Source organism: Streptomyces sp. NPDC048254, assembly GCF_043201895.1.
Classification (GTDB): domain Bacteria; phylum Actinomycetota; class Actinomycetes; order Streptomycetales; family Streptomycetaceae; genus Streptomyces.
The window spans coordinates 137,825-154,935 of sequence record NZ_JBICZJ010000007.1; the positions used below are offsets into that span (position 1 = coordinate 137,825).

At 71.2% G+C, this 17,111-nt stretch carries 16 protein-coding genes; 7 read left to right on the forward strand and 9 right to left on the reverse strand.

Annotated elements, in window-relative coordinates; all coding sequences use genetic code 11:
* Positions 1 to 250: 250 nt before the first annotated feature.
* Together ACGFZQ_RS21045 and ACGFZQ_RS21050 are read left to right on the forward strand one after the other, a co-directional pair.
* Positions 251 to 1,306 (forward strand): LLM class F420-dependent oxidoreductase, encoded by a 1,056-nt coding sequence (locus ACGFZQ_RS21045; RefSeq protein WP_382535335.1) that lies wholly within the window; start codon positions 251 to 253, stop codon positions 1,304 to 1,306.
* 228 nt (positions 1,307 to 1,534) lie between these two features.
* Positions 1,535 to 2,323: a ferritin-like domain-containing protein gene (locus tag ACGFZQ_RS21050; protein WP_393841603.1), complete on the forward strand. Its 789-nt coding sequence runs from the start codon at positions 1,535 to 1,537 to the stop codon at positions 2,321 to 2,323.
* Positions 2,324 to 2,354: 31 nt separating this feature from the next.
* Here ACGFZQ_RS21050 and corA read toward each other — a convergent pair whose 3' ends face one another.
* Positions 2,355 to 3,359 carry a magnesium/cobalt transporter CorA gene (corA, locus tag ACGFZQ_RS21055; protein ID WP_393841604.1) on the reverse strand — a complete coding sequence of 335 codons (1,005 nt, stop codon included), beginning with the start codon at positions 3,357 to 3,359 and terminating at the stop codon, positions 2,355 to 2,357.
* 173 nt (positions 3,360 to 3,532) lie between these two features.
* Here corA and ACGFZQ_RS21060 point away from each other — a divergent pair, with 173 nt between their 5' ends.
* The 5 genes from ACGFZQ_RS21060 to ACGFZQ_RS21080 all read left to right on the forward strand — a co-directional run bounded on the left by ACGFZQ_RS21060 (position 3,533) and on the right by ACGFZQ_RS21080 (position 8,195).
* Positions 3,533 to 4,219, forward strand: a complete 687-nt coding sequence (locus ACGFZQ_RS21060; protein ID WP_351739878.1) for a histidine phosphatase family protein — start codon at positions 3,533 to 3,535, stop codon at positions 4,217 to 4,219.
* Between the two features lie 105 nt (positions 4,220 to 4,324).
* Positions 4,325 to 4,915 (forward strand): DUF3090 domain-containing protein, encoded by a 591-nt coding sequence (locus tag ACGFZQ_RS21065; protein WP_351739875.1) that lies wholly within the window; start codon positions 4,325 to 4,327, stop codon positions 4,913 to 4,915.
* Complete coding sequence (locus tag ACGFZQ_RS21070; protein WP_393841605.1) at positions 4,879 to 5,694, forward strand: SCO1664 family protein; 816 nt, start codon at positions 4,879 to 4,881, stop codon at positions 5,692 to 5,694. Before ACGFZQ_RS21065 ends, ACGFZQ_RS21070 begins: the two co-directional genes overlap by 37 nt.
* Positions 5,695 to 5,797: 103 nt before the next feature.
* On the forward strand, positions 5,798 to 7,027 hold the full coding sequence (mshC, locus tag ACGFZQ_RS21075; RefSeq protein ID WP_393841606.1) for a cysteine--1-D-myo-inosityl 2-amino-2-deoxy-alpha-D-glucopyranoside ligase: 1,230 nt from the start codon (positions 5,798 to 5,800) through the stop codon (positions 7,025 to 7,027).
* Between the two features lie 226 nt (positions 7,028 to 7,253).
* Positions 7,254 to 8,195, forward strand: a complete 942-nt coding sequence (locus ACGFZQ_RS21080) for an SMP-30/gluconolactonase/LRE family protein (protein ID WP_393841607.1) — start codon at positions 7,254 to 7,256, stop codon at positions 8,193 to 8,195.
* A 60-nt stretch (positions 8,196 to 8,255) separates the two neighbouring features.
* Here ACGFZQ_RS21080 and ACGFZQ_RS21085 read toward each other — a convergent pair whose 3' ends face one another.
* From ACGFZQ_RS21085 to ACGFZQ_RS21120, 8 genes are all read right to left on the reverse strand, one after another.
* Entirely contained in the window at positions 8,256 to 9,299 is a 1,044-nt protein-coding gene (locus tag ACGFZQ_RS21085; RefSeq protein ID WP_351739864.1) for a PAC2 family protein, read from the reverse strand.
* Between the two features lie 163 nt (positions 9,300 to 9,462).
* Positions 9,463 to 10,134: a FadR/GntR family transcriptional regulator gene (locus ACGFZQ_RS21090; protein ID WP_351739862.1), complete on the reverse strand. Its 672-nt coding sequence runs from the start codon at positions 10,132 to 10,134 to the stop codon at positions 9,463 to 9,465.
* Between the two features lie 55 nt (positions 10,135 to 10,189).
* On the reverse strand, positions 10,190 to 10,987 hold the full coding sequence (locus tag ACGFZQ_RS21095; protein ID WP_393841608.1) for a nucleoside phosphorylase: 798 nt from the start codon (positions 10,985 to 10,987) through the stop codon (positions 10,190 to 10,192).
* Positions 10,988 to 11,102: 115 nt separating this feature from the next.
* Positions 11,103 to 11,645: an SMI1/KNR4 family protein gene (locus ACGFZQ_RS21100; protein WP_393841609.1), complete on the reverse strand. Its 543-nt coding sequence runs from the start codon at positions 11,643 to 11,645 to the stop codon at positions 11,103 to 11,105.
* Between the two features lie 177 nt (positions 11,646 to 11,822).
* Positions 11,823 to 13,439, reverse strand: coding sequence for a glycerol-3-phosphate dehydrogenase/oxidase (locus ACGFZQ_RS21105; protein WP_351739854.1), 1,617 nt, complete (start codon positions 13,437 to 13,439; stop codon positions 11,823 to 11,825).
* A 53-nt stretch (positions 13,440 to 13,492) separates the two neighbouring features.
* The gene (gene glpK / locus ACGFZQ_RS21110; RefSeq protein WP_351739851.1) at positions 13,493 to 15,031 is read right to left on the reverse strand and encodes a glycerol kinase GlpK; all 1,539 of its coding nucleotides are present in this window, start codon (positions 15,029 to 15,031) and stop codon (positions 13,493 to 13,495) included.
* 63 nt (positions 15,032 to 15,094) lie between these two features.
* Positions 15,095 to 15,889: an MIP/aquaporin family protein gene (locus ACGFZQ_RS21115; protein WP_351739849.1), complete on the reverse strand. Its 795-nt coding sequence runs from the start codon at positions 15,887 to 15,889 to the stop codon at positions 15,095 to 15,097.
* A 377-nt stretch (positions 15,890 to 16,266) separates the two neighbouring features.
* On the reverse strand, positions 16,267 to 17,031 hold the full coding sequence (locus ACGFZQ_RS21120) for an IclR family transcriptional regulator (protein ID WP_393841610.1): 765 nt from the start codon (positions 17,029 to 17,031) through the stop codon (positions 16,267 to 16,269).
* Positions 17,032 to 17,111: the final 80 nt, after the last annotated feature.

The following is a 17,111-nucleotide window of genomic DNA, read 5'->3' on the forward strand; positions in this document are numbered from 1 at the left end:
CGAGATTACTGGCCAGAGTTGGTGCGTTGGGTTGCCTGTGGATAACCGATTTCACAAGGCAGCGGTGCGTGTGCAGGAGGCGGGAGCCGCCCTGCCCAGGGGCGCGGGCGGTATCGAATTGCGGCTCCGCCGCGTGGGCGCGCTCAGCCCCCACGACTCGCCGTCGGACCACGACCGATCCCTCACACAGAAAATCGCCGCGCTAAGGTCTCCGCAACAGCGACGTTACTGATCGGTAAGGGGATCGGCCATGAAGCTCGGGATCAACCTCGGCTACTGGGGTGCCGGGATGGACGGGGACAATCTGGCCGTGGCGCAGGAGGCCGAGCGGCTCGGGTACGCCGTGTGCTGGGCCGCCGAGGCCTACGGCTCCGACGCCGCCACCGTGCTCAGCTGGGTCGCCGCGCAGACCGAGCGTATCGACGTCGGCTCGGCCATCTTCCAGATCCCGGCCCGGCAGCCCGCGATGACCGCGATGACCGCCGCGACGCTCGACTCGCTCTCCAAGGGCCGCTTCCGGCTCGGCCTCGGCGTCTCCGGGCCGCAGGTCTCCGAGGGCTGGTACGGCGTCAAGTTCGACAAGCCGCTCTCCCGCACCCGCGAGTACGTGGAGATCGTGCGCAGGGCGATGAGCCGCGAGCGGCTGTCGTACGAGGGCGAGCACTGGACGCTGCCGCTGCCGGGCGGTCCCGGCAAGCCGATCAAGCTGACCGTGCACCCGGAGCGCGAGCACATCCCGGTCTACATCGCCGCCATCGGGCCGAAGAACCTGGAGCAGACCGGTGAGATCGCCGACGGCGCGCTGCTGATCTTCCCCTCCGCCGAGCACCTGGAGGAGACGGCCGTCAAGTACCTGCGCGCGGGGCGGGAGAAGGCCGGCCGGACCCTCGACGGGTTCGACATCTGCCCGACGCTGCCGCTCGCCCTCGGTGACGACAAGGACGTGGCCACGCTCGCCGACACCTTCCGGCCGTACACCGCGCTGTACGTCGGCGGCATGGGCAGCCGCAAGCAGAACTTCTACAACCAGCTCGCCCAGCGCATGGGCTACGAGCGGGAGGCCGCCGAGATCCAGGACAAGTACCTGTCCGGGGACAAGAACGGGGCCGCTGCCGCCGTACCGCAGGAGCTGATCGACCAGACCACGCTGCTGGGTTCCGTGGACCGGATCGCCGACCGGATGAAGGCCTACGCGGCCGCCGGCGTCACCACGCTCTCCCTCGCGCCCGCCGGGTTCGCCCTGGACGAGCGGCTCGCCTCGCTGCGGGCCGGCGCCGAGGCCCTGGAGCGCGCCGGGCTCGCGTAGGCGCCTCGGCGAGAGAGAAGTCCGCGGCCGTGGTGGGGGCTCGGGGGTCTTCCCCGCCACGGCCGTCACGCAGAACAACGCGCCCGCGCCCGCGCGGTTACGCCCCCGGCGTGACCCCGGTGCTCCTCCTTTCGGCCGAGTTCGTCCGCACAGCTGTTGCAGCTGCCCGGATGCGGCATTTGACTCGTTCTCTGGGGGTCTGGTGAGTTCTCCGGAGGGGTGCCCACGATGCTTTCGGCCAAGAGTCTCTTCCTGGAGATCGTCGACAACGACGAGTCCTTCCGGCTCTTCTGCTCCATCGCGGCCAGCGGGGAGTCGCAGGGCGGCTGGGAGAACGCCCGGATCGCCGCACTGGTACCGCGCGGCGAACGCGACCTCGCCCCCAAGATCACCCGCCATGGCGCCGACGAGGACAAGCACGGGCGGATCTTCAACGCCCTCCTGAAGAAGCGCGGGCTCACCCCCGTCCCGGTCCCGCCCGACACCGACTACACGGTGCTCCTGGAGCGGCACGGCATCGGGCTGGCCCACGACAGGCTCCGGGCCGACCGGCCGCTCACCGAGCAGGACATCGTCACCTACCTCGCCCACAGCCGGGTCACCGAGCAGCGCGCCTCGGAGCAGATGGAGCTGCTGCGCAGGCACTTCGCCGACCACCCGGACCTCGGCCGTGCGGTGCGGATGATCTCCGAGGACGAGGACAACCACCTCGCCTACTGCCACGAGGAACTGCTGCGGTTCGCCGCCGCCGGGCACGGCCGCGCCATCCAGCGCACCCTGCGGGAGTGCGCGCTCGCGGAGATCCGGATCCACCGGGACGTCAGTCTCGCCGTCATGGCCCGCATGGGCCGCATCCTCGGCTGGCCGAAGGGCAGGTCCGCGCTGCTCGCGTTCGGCATCCACGCCGTCTACGCCTACGAGCGCGCCGCCGGCTGGCGCCGGATGGTCTCGCTGCGGATGCCGGAGCGCAGGAACGCCCTGGGCGGCCCCGCCACCCCCGCCCCCGAGCTCGCCTGAGCAGGAGGAGGGTGCCGGCCGCCGCGGCGCCTCACATCCAGCCGCGGCGCTTGAACAGCCGGAACAGCACCAGCTCCAGGGCGGCCATGACCAGGATCACCGCCGGGTATCCCCAGAGCCAGTGCAGCTCGGGCATGTGGTCGAAGTTCATGCCGTAGATCCCCGCGATCAGCGTGGGGACCGCCGCCATGGCCGCCCACGCGGAGATCTTCCGCATGTCGTCGTTCTGCCGCACACTCATCTGCGCGAGATGGGCGCTGAGGACGTCCGACACCAGCCGGTCCAGGGCCTCCACGCCCTCGTTCACGCGCAGGAGGTGGTCGTTGACGTCCCGGAAGAAGGGGCGGGCGTCCTCGCGCACGAAGGGCACCGTCAGACCGCTGCCGTACGGGCCCACCCCCGCCAGCTTGGTCATGGGCAAGGCCAGCGGCACGGTGGCCCGGCGGAACTCCAGGATCTGCCGCTTGAAGGTGTAGATCCGCGACGCGGTGTGCCGGGAGCCGCCGCCGCTCGGCGAGAACACCTCGGTCTCCAGCTCCTCCAGGTCGTTCTGGAGCTCGGTCGCGACCTCCAGGTAGTTGTCGACGACCGCGTCGGAGATCGAGTACAGCACCCCCGTCGGCCCGTGTTTGAGCAGCTCGTGCTGCTCTTCGAGGTGGCGCCGGATGTCCCCGAGCGGCGAGGGCGTCCCGTGGCGCACCGTGACCACGAAGGAGTCCCCGATGAAGATCATCAGCTCTCCGGAGGTCACCGTGTCGCTCTGCGGCTCGTACGTCACCGGCTTCAGGACGACGAACAGCGAGTCGTCGTACACCTCCAGCTTGGGCCGCTGGTGGGCGGTAAGGGCGTCCTCGACGGCCAGCGGATGCAGCCCGAACTCGTCGGTGACCAGGTCGAACTCGTGCTCCGTCGGCTCGTACAGGCCGATCCAGAGAAAACTGTCGCCACGCGCGCGTGCCTCCGCGAGGGCGTCGGAGAAGTCCTGCGGTGTCTCCGTCCGCTCCCCGTCCCGGTAGATGGCACAGTCGACGATCACGGAGAGTATTGTCCCGTCGCCCGGCCCGCACCGCATTCCGTGACGTTCTCCGCCTCCGGGCCGCCCCGGTCGGCGTCGAGGTGCCGAACGCACGGAGCCCCGAAGCGGCGGGCGCGTTCGGCCCCTCGACACCGGCGCACCCCTTCGCCGGCCAAACGCCTACCCTGGGCCGCATGCCCACGCTGATCCTCGTAAGGCACGGACGGTCCACCGCCAACACCTCCGGGCTGCTCGCCGGCTGGACGCCCGGCGTCACCCTCGACGAGCGCGGCGCCGCCCAGGCCGCCGCGCTGCCCGGCCGGCTCGCCGGGCTGCCGATCTCCGAGGTCGTCGCCAGCCCCCTGGAGCGCTGCCAGGAGACTATCCGCCCGCTGCTGGACGCCCGCCCGGAGCTCACCGCCCACACCGACGAGCGGATCGGGGAGGCCCACTACGGCGACTGGTCCGGCCGCAAGCTCGCCGAGCTCAAGGACGAGCCGCTGATGGAGGTGGTGCAGGCGCACCCGTCGGCGGCCGCCTTCCCGGGCGGGGAGTCCATGCGCGCCATGCAGACCCGCGCCGCCGAGGCCGTACGCGAGTGGAACGCGCGCGTGGAGCGCGACCACGGCTCCGACGCGGTCTACCTGATGTGCTCGCACGGCGACATCATCAAGTCGCTCGTCGCGGACGCGCTCGGCCTGCATCTCGACCTCTTCCAGCGGATCTCCGTCGAACCGTGTTCCATCACCGCGATCCGTTACACCCGCCTGCGGCCGTTTCTCGTTCGTCTCGGGGACACCGGAGATTTCGCCTCCCTTGCCCCCCGCGAGGAACCTCCCGGGGAAGACGCCCCGGTCGGTGGCGGTGCCGGCGCGCCGTGATCGTCAGCCGCAGTAGGGTGAAGCGATCCACGTAGTCGCCGACCGGCAACCCGCACGGTCAGCCCTTCCGAGCCCACGCACTCTCGATTCCCATGGAGACAGGACGTGTCCCGTCAGGTGTTCCTCTACGATCCGCCGGACCGCTTCGTCGCGGGCACGGTCGGACTGCCCGGACGCCGTACGTTCTTCCTCCAGGCCACGGCCGGCCCCCGGACGACCAGCGTGGCCCTGGAGAAGACCCAGGTCGCCGCGCTCGCCGAACGCATGGACGAACTCCTCGACGAGGTGGTCCGGCGCAGCGGCGGGAACGCGGCCGTCCCCGCCGTCGCACCCACCGAGGTCGCCGACAGCGCCCCGCTGGACACCCCCGTCGAGGAGGAGTTCCGCGTCGGTACCATGGCGCTCGCCTGGGACGGCGAGGAAGAGCGCATGATCGTCGAGGCGCAGGCGCTCGTGGAACTGGACGCCGACTCCGACGAGGACCTCGCCGAGGCCGAGGAGCGGCTCCTGCAGGACGAGGAGAACGGGCCCCCGATGCTGCGGGTCCGGCTGACCGGCGCGCAGGCCAGGGCCTTCTGCAAGCGCGCCCTCGACGTCGTCAACGCCGGGCGGCCGCCGTGCCCGCTGTGCAGCCTCCCGCTCGACCCGGAAGGACACGTATGTCCGCGCCAGAACGGATACCGCCGCGGAGCGTGACCCCCGCCGAACTGCTCGTCCACGGTGAGCTGAAGGTACGCGGCCGCATCCGCGACGCCTCCAACGCGGCGCTGTTCTGCGCGGTCGCGCACGACGGCGAGGAAGCGTCCTGCGTCTACAAGCCGGTCGCCGGGGAACGCCCGCTGTGGGACTTCCCCGACGGCACCCTCGCCCAGCGCGAGGTCGCCGCCTACGAGGTCGCCGCGGCCACCGGCTGGGACCTGGTCCCGCCCACCGTGCTGCGCGACGGGCCCTACGGCGAGGGCATGTGCCAGCTGTGGGTCGACATCGACCCCGAGAGCGCCGATCTGCTCGCCCTGGTCGACGCGGAGGAACCGGAGCCGGGCTGGAAGGCGATCGGGTTCGCCGAGGTCGGGGAGGGGAAGACCGCGCTGCTGGTGCACGCCGACGACGAGCGGCTGCGCCGGCTCGCCGTCCTCGACGCCGTGATCAACAACGCCGACCGCAAGGGCGGCCACCTGCTGCCCACCGCCGACGGGCGCCTGTACGGCATCGACCACGGGGTCACCTTCAACGTCGACAACAAGCTGCGCACCCTGCTGTGGGGCTGGGCGGGGGAGCCGCTCACCTCAGAGGCCGTCGAGGCCCTCAAGGGGCTCCGTGAGGCCCTCGGCGGGACGTTGGGGGCCCGGCTGGCCGAGCTGATCACCGCCGCCGAACTCGACGCCACGCGCGTGCGTGTCGACGCGCTGCTCACCACCGGAAAGCACCCGGAACCCAGCGGAGAGTGGCCGGCCATCCCCTGGCCGCCCGTGTGACCGGCCCGCAGCACATCGCGGACGCAAGATCAAGAGTGCCTTCCCGGTCATCTGGCCTGGTCCGGTTCGTATACCGAACTCGGGTCCGGTTACGCTCATGTACATGCATGCCTGGCCCGCTTCCGAGGTCCCCGCCCTGCCTGGTCAGGGCCGCGACCTGAGGATCCACGACACCGCGACCGGCGGTCCGGTCACCCTCGACCCCGGTCCCGTCGCCCGAATCTATGTCTGCGGCATCACTCCGTACGACGCCACCCACATGGGGCACGCGGCGACCTACAACGCGTTCGACCTCGTTCAGCGTGTGTGGCTCGACACCAAGCGGCAGGTGCACTACGTCCAGAACGTGACGGACGTCGACGACCCGCTCCTGGAGCGCGCCGAGCGCGACGGCGTCGACTGGGTCGCCCTCGCCGAGCAGGAGACGACCCTCTTCCGCGAGGACATGACCGCCCTGCGGATGCTGCCGCCGCAGCACTACATAGGCGCGGTCGAGGCGATACCCGGCATCGTGCCGCTGGTCGAGCGGCTGCGCGACCTCGGCGCCGCCTACGAACTCGAAGGCGACATCTACTTCTCCGTCGAGTCCGACCCCCACTTCGGCAAGGTCTCCCGTCTCGACGCCGCCGCCATGCGGCTGCTGTCCGCCGAGCGCGGCGGCGACCCCGACCGCCCCGGCAAGAAGAACCCGCTCGACCCGATGCTGTGGATGGCCGCCCGCGAGGGCGAACCGAGCTGGGACGGCGGCTCCCTCGGCCGCGGCCGTCCGGGCTGGCACATCGAGTGCGTGGCCATCGCCCTCGACCACCTCGGCATGACCTTCGACGTCCAGGGCGGCGGCTCCGACCTCGCCTTCCCGCACCACGAGATGGGCGCCTCGCACGCCCAGGTGCTCACCGGCGAGTTCCCGATGGCCAAGGCGTACGTCCACGCCGGCATGGTCGGCCTCGACGGCGAGAAGATGTCCAAGTCCAAGGGCAACCTGGTCTTCGTCTCCCAGTTGCGCCGCGACGGCGTCGACCCGGCCGCCATCCGCCTCTCCCTGCTCTCCCACCACTACCGCGCCGACTGGGAGTGGACCGACCAGGTCCTGGCCGATGCGGTGGCCCGGCTGGACCGCTGGCGCGCGGCGGTCTCCCGCCCGGACGGCCCGCCCGCCGAGTCCCTGGTGGAGGAGATCCGCGAGGCCCTGTCCAACGACCTGGACGCCCCGGCGGCACTGGCCGCGGTGGACCGCTGGGCAGCCGTACAGGAGGAACAGGGCGGCACGGACACGGGCGCGCCGGGTGTGGTGTCGCGGGCCGTGGACGCCCTGCTGGGTGTGGCCCTCTAAGAAGCGCCATTTCCCGCGCCCCTGTCTTTGTCTTTCAGGGGCGCGGGGGACTGCGCGCTCAGCCCCCACCGGCGCGGGGCCGGTATTCGACGCGCACCCCCCACCTGTCGAAACCCTGTCGATCACCCCACGCGAGTGTGCTCCATGTGACCCATGTGGTGGGCTGTCACGGTCAGTTGACCGAACGGACCGGCCAACTGCCGGTCCCCCACGCGGAAGGCACCCCGTGGCCCACCCCTTAAGCCGACGCCGACTGCTCACCCTCGGCACGGCAACTTTCGGCGCTCTCGCCCTCGGCCCCCACGCGCAAGCGGCAGCGCCCACCTCCGTCCCCCTCCCGAACGGCTGGCAACCCGAGGGCATCACCATCGGTGCCGCCCCCTACGCCTACCTCGGCTCCCTCGCCGACGGCTCCATCTACCGCGCCGACCTGCGCACCGGCACCGGCAAGGTGATCTCCACCGGTCCCGGCACCCCCGCCGTCGGCCTCAAACTCGACGCCCGCGGACGGCTGTTCGTGGCCGCGCGCGGTTTCGGCGCCCGGGTGGTCGACGCCCGCAGCGGCGAGACCCTCGCCTCCTACCCCCTCGCCACCGCCACCGCCACCCCGAGCTTCGCCAACGACGTCGTGCTGACCCCGCGCGCCGCCTGGTTCACCGAGTCCTACCAGCCGGTGCTCTACGGCCTCCCGCTCGGCCGGGGCGGCGAACTCCCGGCCACCGAGGACGTCGTACGGCTGCCGCTCAGCGGCGACTGGACCCAGTCGACCGACGGTGCCATCAACGCCAACGGAATCGCCCGGACCCCCGACGGCTCCGCACTCCTCGTCGTCCAGGCCGGGGTCGGCCTGCTGCACCGCGTCGACCCGCGCACCGGGGTCACCGCGACCGTCGACCTGGGCGACGCGGCCCCGCTCGGCAACGGCGACGGCCTGCTGGTCCGCGGGCGCACGCTGTACGCCGTACAGAACCGGCAGAACGCCATCGACGTCTTCCGGCTGGCCCCGGACGGCCGCAGCGGGGTCTTCCAGCGGCGCATCACCGACCCGGCCTTCGACGTCCCGACCACGGTCGCCGCGTACGGCGGCCGGCTCTATCTGCCCAACGCCCGCTTCACGACCGCGCCGACGCCCGGCACGACGTACTCCGTCACCGCGGTCGACGCCTGAGCCGTGGCATGAAGAAGGGGCGGTACGCATCACGCGTACCGCCCCTCGTCCAGCCTTCGTTCAGTCCTCGGAGGTGTCCTCGCCCTCCGGGCCCAGGTCCTCATCGGAGTCCGCGGAGCCGTCGGCGTCCGCGGGATTCCCCGTGTTCCCGGGCGTGTCGGGCTTCGGCGGTCTGGGCGGCCGGGTCTTGCCGCTCGGGCTGTCCCGCAGGTACGACGCGCTGTCGGTGCCGTCCGCCGTGGCGTGCCCGCCGGGCGGCGGGTTCACATCCCGGCGCCGCAGATAGCGCTCGAACTCACGGGCGATCGCCTCGCCCGACGCCTCCGGCAGCTCGGCGGTGTCCCGGGCCTCCTCCAGCGTCTGCACGTACTCCGCGACCTCGGTGTCCTCGGCGGCCAGCTGGTCCACCCCGACCTGCCAGGCGCGCGCGTCCTCGGGCAGCTCGCCCAGCGGGATCCGCAGGTCGAGCAGGTCCTCCAGGCGGTTCAGCAGCGCCAGCGTGGCCTTCGGGTTGGGCGGCTGGGAGACGTAGTGCGGGACGGCCGCCCAGAGCGAGACCGCCGGGACGCCCGCGTGTGTGCAGGCCTCCTGGAGGACGCCGACGATGCCCGTCGGACCCTCGTACTTGGTCTCCTCCAGGTCCATCCGCTGGGCCAGGTCCGGGTCGGACGTGACCCCGCTGACCGGCACCGGACGCGTGTGCGGGGTGTCACCGAGCAGGGCGCCCAGGACGACCACCAGTTCCACGCCCAGCTCATGGGCGAAGCCGAGCAGCTCGTTGCAGAACGAGCGCCAGCGCATGGACGGCTCGATGCCCCGCACCAGCACCAGGTCCCGCGGCTTGTCGCCGCCGACCCGGACCACCGACAGCCGTGTGGTCGGCCAGGTGATCTTGCGCACGCCGGCGTCCATCCACACCGTGGGGCGGTTCACCTGGAAGTCGTAGTAGTCCTCGGCGTCCAGGGCCGCGAACACCTCGCCCTTCCATTCCCGCTCCAGATGCGCGACCGCGGTGGAGGCGGCGTCGCCGGCATCGTTCCAGCCCTCGAACGCGGCCACCATGACTGGGTCGATCAGCTCGGGAACCCCCTCCAGCTCGATCACCCAGCGCCTCCTTCCGACGTACCCTCGCGTACGCCCCAACCTTACGGCGTCCGGCGGGGGCGCCCGCAGCCCCCTTGCACGGGGGAGTGAACGGATCACTGCCCCGTTCGCCACCCTCGAACACCCCGATTCGGCGAGTAACCGCTCACGGGTAGTAAGCGCTTCACAGACTGCTGCGCAGCCACTGCTCCACGCTCGCGATGTGCACGGTCGCCCAGGAGCGGGCCGCCTCCGCGTCCCGGTCGCGCAGCGCGGCCAGGATCGCCCGGTGCTCGCGCAGGGTCCGGGCGACCGCGTCCTCCTGGGTCAGCCCGCGCCAGATCCGGGCCCGGGTGGTCGGCCCGGACAGCCCGTCGAGCAGCGAGCAGAGCACCGAGTTCCCGGAGCTCTGCACGATGCCCCGGTGGAACTCCAGGTCGCAGGCGACCAGCTCCTCCACCGACGGCGCGGCACCCAGCGCGTTCAACTGTGCCGCCAGCGCGTCCAGTTGCTGCTCGCTGATCCGGGAGGCGGCCATCGCGGTGGCGGCCGGCTCCAGGATCCGGCGCACCGCGAGGAACTCCAGGACCGTGTCGTCGCGGTGGAAGTCGACGACGAAGCTCATCGCCTCCAGGAGCAGTTGCGGGTCCAGGCTGGTGACATAGGTGCCGTCGCCCTGCCGTACGTCCAGGATCCGGATCAGCGACAGAGCCCGCACCGCCTCCCGCAACGAGTTGCGGGACAGGCCGAGTTCGGCGGCGAGTTCGCTCTCCTTCGGCAACCGGTCACCGGGGCGCAGCGCACCGGAGACGATCATGTCCTTGATCTTCTCGATCGCCTCATCGGTGACTGCCATACCGGCCTCCTTGTCGCTGAGACATCCGATGTCTCAGCCACATTATGCGACCTGGTCAGGCCGGGGCAGACCGTGGTGCCGGGCACCGGCCGGGAGCGGTGAGCGCCCCGCTCTCCGCCGCCAGCAGCCGCAGCGCCTCCAGGGACACCACCGCACCGCGTTCGACACCGGCCGCGACGACCTCCCGGTGCGGGTCGTACCCACCGGTGGCCTCCGCGTCGACCAGCTCGTCGGCGTTGACCCCGTCGACGACCACGATCCCGCCCGCGACCAGTCCGCGCAGCGAGGCCGTCACCAGCAGCGCGGACAGCTCCATCTCGATCGCGGCGAGCCCCGCACCCCGGTAGGAGAACAGCGGCAGCAGGCCCGGCTGGAAGGCCGCCCGGGTCCACACCACACCCCGGTGGTACGGCGCGCCGGCCTCCCGCGCGGCCCGCTGGAGCGCGAACACCGCCTCCGGCGAGGAGTACGCCGGATACTCGGGCGGCAGCAACTGCTGGGTCACCCCGTCGTCGCGGACGGCCGCCTCCGCGATGACCAGGTCACCGTCCTTGATGCCGGGCTTCATCGCCCCCGCTGTACCGAACCGCAGAAAGGTGGTCACCCCCGCGTCGGCCATCTCCTGGAACAGCAGGATCGCCCCCGGCGCCCCCACCCCGTGCGAGGCCACCGCCACCGGCAGCCCCTGCCAACTGCCGCCGAACACCCGGTACTCGCGGTGGTACGACACCTCGTCGGCGCCGTCGAGCAGCGCGGCCACCGCCGCCGCCCGCGCCGGGTCCCCGACCACGATCGCGTGGGCCGGCAGCCCCGAGCGCGGTATCCGGGTGATGGGCAGCAGGTCCTGCGTCATACGGCGACTCCAGCGAGAGCGAACGGAACATCAGGAGTGTCGCGTACGCCCCGGCGACCGCGTGCCGCCGGGGGAGCGGCCTAAGCGCGGGACATCGTTCGTCCGGGCGGCGGCCTCACTCCGCGTCGAACCACTCCCGGCCGGCCGCCCAGTGCCGCACCCAGCCGGTGAAGCCCGGCTCGGCCGTGGTGAACCCGAACTCCGCGCCGAACGGCAGCGCGCCCTCGCCGGTGATCAGCCATATGTGGCCCCGGTGCGCGCCGTTGACGACCAGATGCCAGTGCATGCCGCAGCCGTCGGTGCCCAGCGATATCGAACCGTGGTGGGCGACCCGCACGATCGCCGCGTCCTGCTCCTCGGGGTCGTCGCAGGAGTCGTCCTCCCAGATCCAGCCCCGGGTGAGCGGGAACGGCAGCCCGGGCTGCTGGCACTCGGCGGCCATCGCCAGCTCCCACAGGCCGTACTCCGGCGGCCCCTGGCAGGAGCCGTCGGCCAGCTCCGCCACGAACGTGCGGTACGGCTCCGGCAGCACCACCCCGTGTTTCGCCTCGAACGCGTGCACCCCCTCCCAGCCGAGCGCCGACGCGCCGCCCTCGGCCACGCCGAACGCCTCGCGCAGGGCCGCCAGTTCGGCCGGATCCGCCTGATCGGTGTTCATGCGTCCATGGAAGCACCCGGCACTGACAACGGGCGCGCGAAGGGGGCGGCTCCCTAGGGGAGAGGAGCCGCCCCCTCGCAGACCCGCCCCCGGTACGGCGGGGCCGGGACTCCAGCGGCTGCCGGACCGGTCAGGGGACCCGGCGCACCGCCCGTATCTCGTCCGCCTCGCGGCGGGTCACTTCTTGTCGAGCAGGTCCTGGACCCTGGCCTTGACGTCGTCCGTGGCCAGGCCGCGGATCGTCAGGGTGGTACGGCGGCGCAGCACGTCGTCCGTCGTCTCGGCCCACTCGTTGTCCCGGGCCCACACGACCTGCGCCCAGATCTCCGGGGCGTCCGGGTGGACCCGCTCGGCCAGCTCCGGGTGCTCGTTGGCGAGCCGGGCTATGTCGAAGGCCAGCGAACCGTAGTGGGTGGCCAGGTGCTTGGCCGTGTCGGCGGCCATGCGCGGGCCGGGGGCCGGGTTGTCCACCAGCAGCCGGTGGGCGACCGCACGGGGGTTGGCGACGCCGGGCAGCGGCAGCTTCTTCGGCAGCGAGGCGATCGGCTCGAAGTCGTCGCCCAGCGGGTGCCCCGGCAGCGCCTCCAGCTTCTCCATCACCGTACGGCCGATGTGCCGGAAGGTGGTCCACTTGCCGCCCGCGACGGACAGCATGCCGCCCCTGCCCTCGGTGACCACGGTCTCCCGCTTGGCCTTGGCGGTGTCGCCGGGGCCGCCCGGCAGCACCCGCAGGCCCGCGAAGGAGTAGGTGATCAGGTCGCGCTGGAGCTGCTGGTCCCGGACCGAGAACGCGGCCTCGTCCAGGATCTGGTTGATGTCTTTCTCGGTGACGGAGACGTCCGCCGGGTCGCCCTCGTACTCCTCGTCGGTGGTGCCGAGCAGGAGCATGTCCTCCCAGGGGAGGGCGAAGGTGATCCGGTACTTGTCGATGGGGGTCGCGAGGGCGGCCTTCCACGGGGCCGTCCGCTTCAGGACCAGGTGCGCGCCCTTCGACAGGCGGATGGACGGGGCCGCGTTCGGGTCCTCCATCCGGCGCAGGTGGTCGACCCAGGGGCCGGTCGCGTTGAGCACCAGCCGGGCGTTGACGCCGAACTCCTCGCCGGAGACCGCGTCCTTGAGGTCGGCGCCGGTCACCCGGCCCTTGGTGAAGCGCAGGCCGGTGACCTGGGCGTGGTTGAGGACGACCGCGCCCGCCTCGACGGCCGCGCGGACCGTCATCAGCGCCATGCGCGCGTCGTTCATCTGGTCGTCGCCGTACACGGCCACGGCCTTGAGGTTCTCGGTGCGCAGCTCCGGCACGTCCCGCTGCGCCCGCGCGGGCGAGAGCAGGTGGCCGACGCCGTCACCGAACGCGGAGAGCGCGGAGTAGGCGAAGACGCCCGCCCCGAGCTTCGCCGCGCCGTGCGGACCGCCCTTGTACACGGGGAGGTAGAACGTGAGCGGGTTCGCCAGGTGGGGGGCCACCTGGCGGGAGACCGCACGGCGTTCGAAGTGGTTCTCCGCCACCAGCTTCACCGCGCCGGTCTGCAGGTAGCGCAGACCGCCGTGGAGGAGCTTGGAGGAGGCGGAGGAGGTGGCGCCGGCGAAGTCGCCGGCGTCGACCAGGGCCACCCTGAGGCCGGACTGCGCGGCGTGCCAGGCGGTGGAGATGCCCAGGATGCCGCCGCCGATCACAAGAAGGTCGTACGACGCCTTGGAGAGCTGCTCCCTGGTCTCGGCCCGGCTCGGAAGCGAGCCGGAGGCCGGGTGCGTTCCCAGGGCAGGTACGGACTGCAGGGTGGACTGACTGGTCATGTCGGGTTCTTACTCCTCGTCAGAGCTCGATCGTGAGAGCGCGCTCGCTCTCGTCAGCTCTCGTCGTCGATCCAGCCCATGGTCCGGTCGACGGCCTTGAGCCAGTTCTTGTACTCACGGTCGCGGGTCTCCGCGTCCATGCGGGGGGTCCACTCGGCGGCCCGGCGCCAGTTGGCGCGCAGTTCGTCGGTGCTGGACCAGAAGCCGACGGCGAGGCCGGCGGCGTAGGCGGCGCCGAGGCAGGTGGTCTCCGCGACCATCGGGCGCACCACCGGTGCGTCGAGGACGTCGGCGAGCTGCTGCATCAGCAGGTTGTTGGCGGTCATGCCACCGTCGACCTTGAGGGCCACCAGCTCGTCGCCGGAGTCCTTCACCATGGCGTCCGCGATCTCGCGGGTCTGCCAGGCGGTGGCCTCCAGGACGGCGCGGGCCAGGTGCGCCTTGGTGACGTACCGGGTCAGGCCGGCGATCACACCGCGGGCGTCGGAACGCCAGTGCGGGGCGAACAGACCGGAGAAGGCCGGCACGAAGTAGGCGCCGCCGTTGTCCTCGACCGAGAGCGCGAGCGTCTCGATCTCGGCCGCGGTGGAGATCAGGCCCATCTGGTCGCGCATCCACTGCACCAGCGAGCCGGTGACGGCGATCGAGCCCTCCAGCGCGTACACGGTCGGCTGGTCGCCGATCTTGTAGCCGACGGTGGTCAGCAGACCCGCGTAGGAGTTGATGATCTTGTCACCGGTGTTCATCACCATGAAGGTGCCGGTGCCGTAGGTCGACTTGGTCTCGCCCTCGGAGAAGCAGGTCTGGCCGAACAGGGCCGCCTGCTGGTCGCCGAGCGCGGAGGCGACCGGGATGCCGCCGAGCAGCTCGCCCAGGGGACCGCCGGTGACCTCGCCGTAGACCTCGGCGGAGGAGCGGATCTCGGGCAGGATCTGCAGCGGCACACCGATGGACTCGGCGATCTTCTCGTCCCACTGCGTGGTGTGCAGGTTCATCAGCATGGTGCGGGAGGCGTTGGTGACGTCGGTCACGTGGCGGCCCCCGTCGACACCGCCGGTCAGGTTCCAGATGACCCAGGTGTCCATGGTGCCGAAGAGGATGTCGCCCGCCTCGGCGCGCTCCTTGAGGCCGTCGACGTTGTCGAGCAGCCAGCGGGCCTTGGGGCCGGCGAAGTAGGAGGCCAGCGGCAGGCCGGTCTCGCGGCGGAAGCGGTCCTGGCCGACGTTGCGGCCGAGCTCGCGGCAGAGGGCGTCGGTGCGGGTGTCCTGCCAGACGATGGCGTTGTAGACGGGCTCACCGGTGTTCTTGTCCCACAGCACGGTGGTCTCGCGCTGGTTGGTGATGCCGATGGCCTTGATGTCGTCGCGGGTGATGCCGGCCTTCTGGACGGCTCCGGCGACGACTTCCTGGACGTTGGTCCAGATCTCGTTGGCGTTGTGCTCGACCCAGCCCGGCTTGGGGAAGATCTGCTCGTGCTCCTTCTGGTCGACCGAGACGATACGGCCGTCCTTGTCGAAGACGATGCAGCGGCTGGAGGTCGTGCCCTGGTCGATCGCGGCGATGAAGGGGCCTGCGGTGTGGGCGTCGGTCACTGTGTGCTCCTCAAGATCCGTGGTGTGTGGCGGTACGTCTGCTGCTTCAGCGGAGGTCTGCTTCTAAGCAAAGGCGACGTTGTAGATGCCTGCGGCTATCGCTCCGCCGATCAGCGGACCGACCACCGGGATCCAGGCGTAGCTCCAGTCGGAACCGCCCTTGTTGGGCAGGGGGAGCAGCGCGTGCACGATACGCGGGCCGAGGTCACGGGCCGGGTTGATGGCGTACCCCGTCGGGCCGCCGAGCGAGAGACCGATGGAGACGACCACCAGGGCGGTGATCAGTCCGCCCAGCACACCGAGGCCGTTGCCCTTGTCGTTGAGGCCCTGGGTGAGGACCGCCAGGATCAGCACGACGGTGCCGATGATCTCCGTGGCGAGGTTCTGCACCACGTTCCGGATCTCGGGGCCGGTGGAGAAGATGCCGAGGACCGGGCCGGCGCCCTTCTCCTGTGCCTCGACGGCCTTGGCCGTGGTGGCCTGCGCGCCCGGACCGCCGACGATCTCCTTGTCGGTCAGGTGCGCGTGGAACTGGCCGTAGTAGGCGACCCACACCAGGGTCGCGCCGATCAGCGCGCCGAGCAGCTGGCCGGCGAAGTAGACCGGAACGTTGCTCCAGTCGCTGTTCTTGATCGCGAGGGCGACGGTGACGGCCGGGTTGAGATGGGCGCCGGACAGCGGTCCGGAGATGTAGACCGCCGTCATGACGGCGAAGCCCCAACCGAAGGCGATGGCGAGCCAGCCGGCGTTACGGGCCTTGGAGGCCTTGAGCGTGACGGCGGCGCACACACCGCCGCCGAGCAGGATGAGTATGGCGGTACCGATGGTCTCGCCGATGAAGATGTCGGAGCTGGACACCCGCGACTCCTTTGTCCTTCGTCCAGGGAAGCCGAACCCCGAGTCCCTTCGGGGTGTTGGCGCCCTCGTGGGTGAGAGCGAATCCGGCCCTTGGCGTTGTCACACTCTAGCGCGTATTGCCGGTAGGTGTTCGACAATGCCGACCGATGGACGGGAGTCTCGCCCCGGCGTTACACGTGCGTCAAGAGTTCTGTTACCGAAAGCGCGATCGTTATTGATTGCCGTGAGTTGTCGATCTTTGTCGGGATCCTGGGCCGGATGTGCGGCGGCAGCCCCGCTGAACTCCACTTTTGTTCTGTTTTGTCCACATCAGAGTACGACTGAGGCCGGTCCGCCGACAGGCGGACCGGCCTCAGGGGGTGATCAGTGGCGCGCGGTCAGAACCGTCCCGCGCCCAGGTCCCGCGACACCGCGCGGGCGCAGTCCCGCACCGCGGCGATCAGCTCCGGCCGCAGTTCCCCGTCCTTGCCCAGCCGCTCCACGGCGCCCGTGATGCCCACCGCGCCCACCGGCATGCGCCGCCGGTCGTGGATCGGGGCCGCCACCGAGGCCACGCCCTCCCAGGTCTCCTCCACGTCCGCCGCGTATCCTCGCGCGCGCGTGATGTCCAGAACGTGTTCGAAAGCGTCCAGGTCGCAGGTCGTACGGTCGGTGAAGGGCTTGCGGTCGGCCTCCAGGGCCTCGCTGTGCGCCACCGGGTCGTAGGCCGACAGCACCTTGCCGAGAGCCGTGGAGTGCAGCGGCTGCATCGCCCCGATCTCCAGCACCTGCCGGCTGTCGTCGGGCCGGAACACGTGGTGCACGATCAGCACGCCCTGCTGATGGAAAACGCCCAGGTAGACGCTCTCCCCGCTGGAGCGGGCCAGGTCGTCCGTCCACACCAGCGCCCGGGCCCGCAGCTCGTGCACGTCCAGATAGGTGGTGCCGAGCCGCAGCAGCTCGGCGCCCAGCTGGTAGCGCCCCGAGGCGTCGTCCTGCTCGACGAAGCCCTCCTGCTGGAGGGTGCGCAGTATGCCGTGTGCCGTGCCCTTGGCCAGACCCAGTGACGAGGCGATGTCGGACAGGCCGAGCCGTCGCTCGCCGCCCGCGAGCAGCCGCAGCATCGCGGCCGCCCGTTCGAGCGACTGGATGTTCCGTGCCATCGCAGTCCTGCCTCCGTCCCCTACGACCCTCGCCGTAAGACTGCCGTAACCGTCGTTCGGCAATGTCGAACACTACCGGT

Coding starts and splice junctions, on each gene's coding strand:
- ACGFZQ_RS21045 (WP_382535335.1), top strand. CDS start 251: ATGAAGCTCGGGATCAACCTCGGCTACTGGGGTGCCGGGATGGACGGG.
- ACGFZQ_RS21050 (WP_393841603.1), top strand. CDS start 1,535: ATGCTTTCGGCCAAGAGTCTCTTCCTGGAGATCGTCGACAACGACGAG.
- ACGFZQ_RS21060 (WP_351739878.1), top strand. CDS start 3,533: ATGCCCACGCTGATCCTCGTAAGGCACGGACGGTCCACCGCCAACACC.
- ACGFZQ_RS21070 (WP_393841605.1), top strand. CDS start 4,879: ATGTCCGCGCCAGAACGGATACCGCCGCGGAGCGTGACCCCCGCCGAA.
- mshC (WP_393841606.1), top strand. CDS start 5,798: ATGCATGCCTGGCCCGCTTCCGAGGTCCCCGCCCTGCCTGGTCAGGGC.
- ACGFZQ_RS21090 (WP_351739862.1), bottom strand. CDS start 10,134: ATGGCAGTCACCGATGAGGCGATCGAGAAGATCAAGGACATGATCGTC.
- ACGFZQ_RS21095 (WP_393841608.1), bottom strand. CDS start 10,987: ATGACGCAGGACCTGCTGCCCATCACCCGGATACCGCGCTCGGGGCTG.
- ACGFZQ_RS21100 (WP_393841609.1), bottom strand. CDS start 11,645: ATGAACACCGATCAGGCGGATCCGGCCGAACTGGCGGCCCTGCGCGAG.
- ACGFZQ_RS21105 (WP_351739854.1), bottom strand. CDS start 13,439: ATGACCAGTCAGTCCACCCTGCAGTCCGTACCTGCCCTGGGAACGCAC.
- ACGFZQ_RS21120 (WP_393841610.1), bottom strand. CDS start 17,031: ATGGCACGGAACATCCAGTCGCTCGAACGGGCGGCCGCGATGCTGCGG.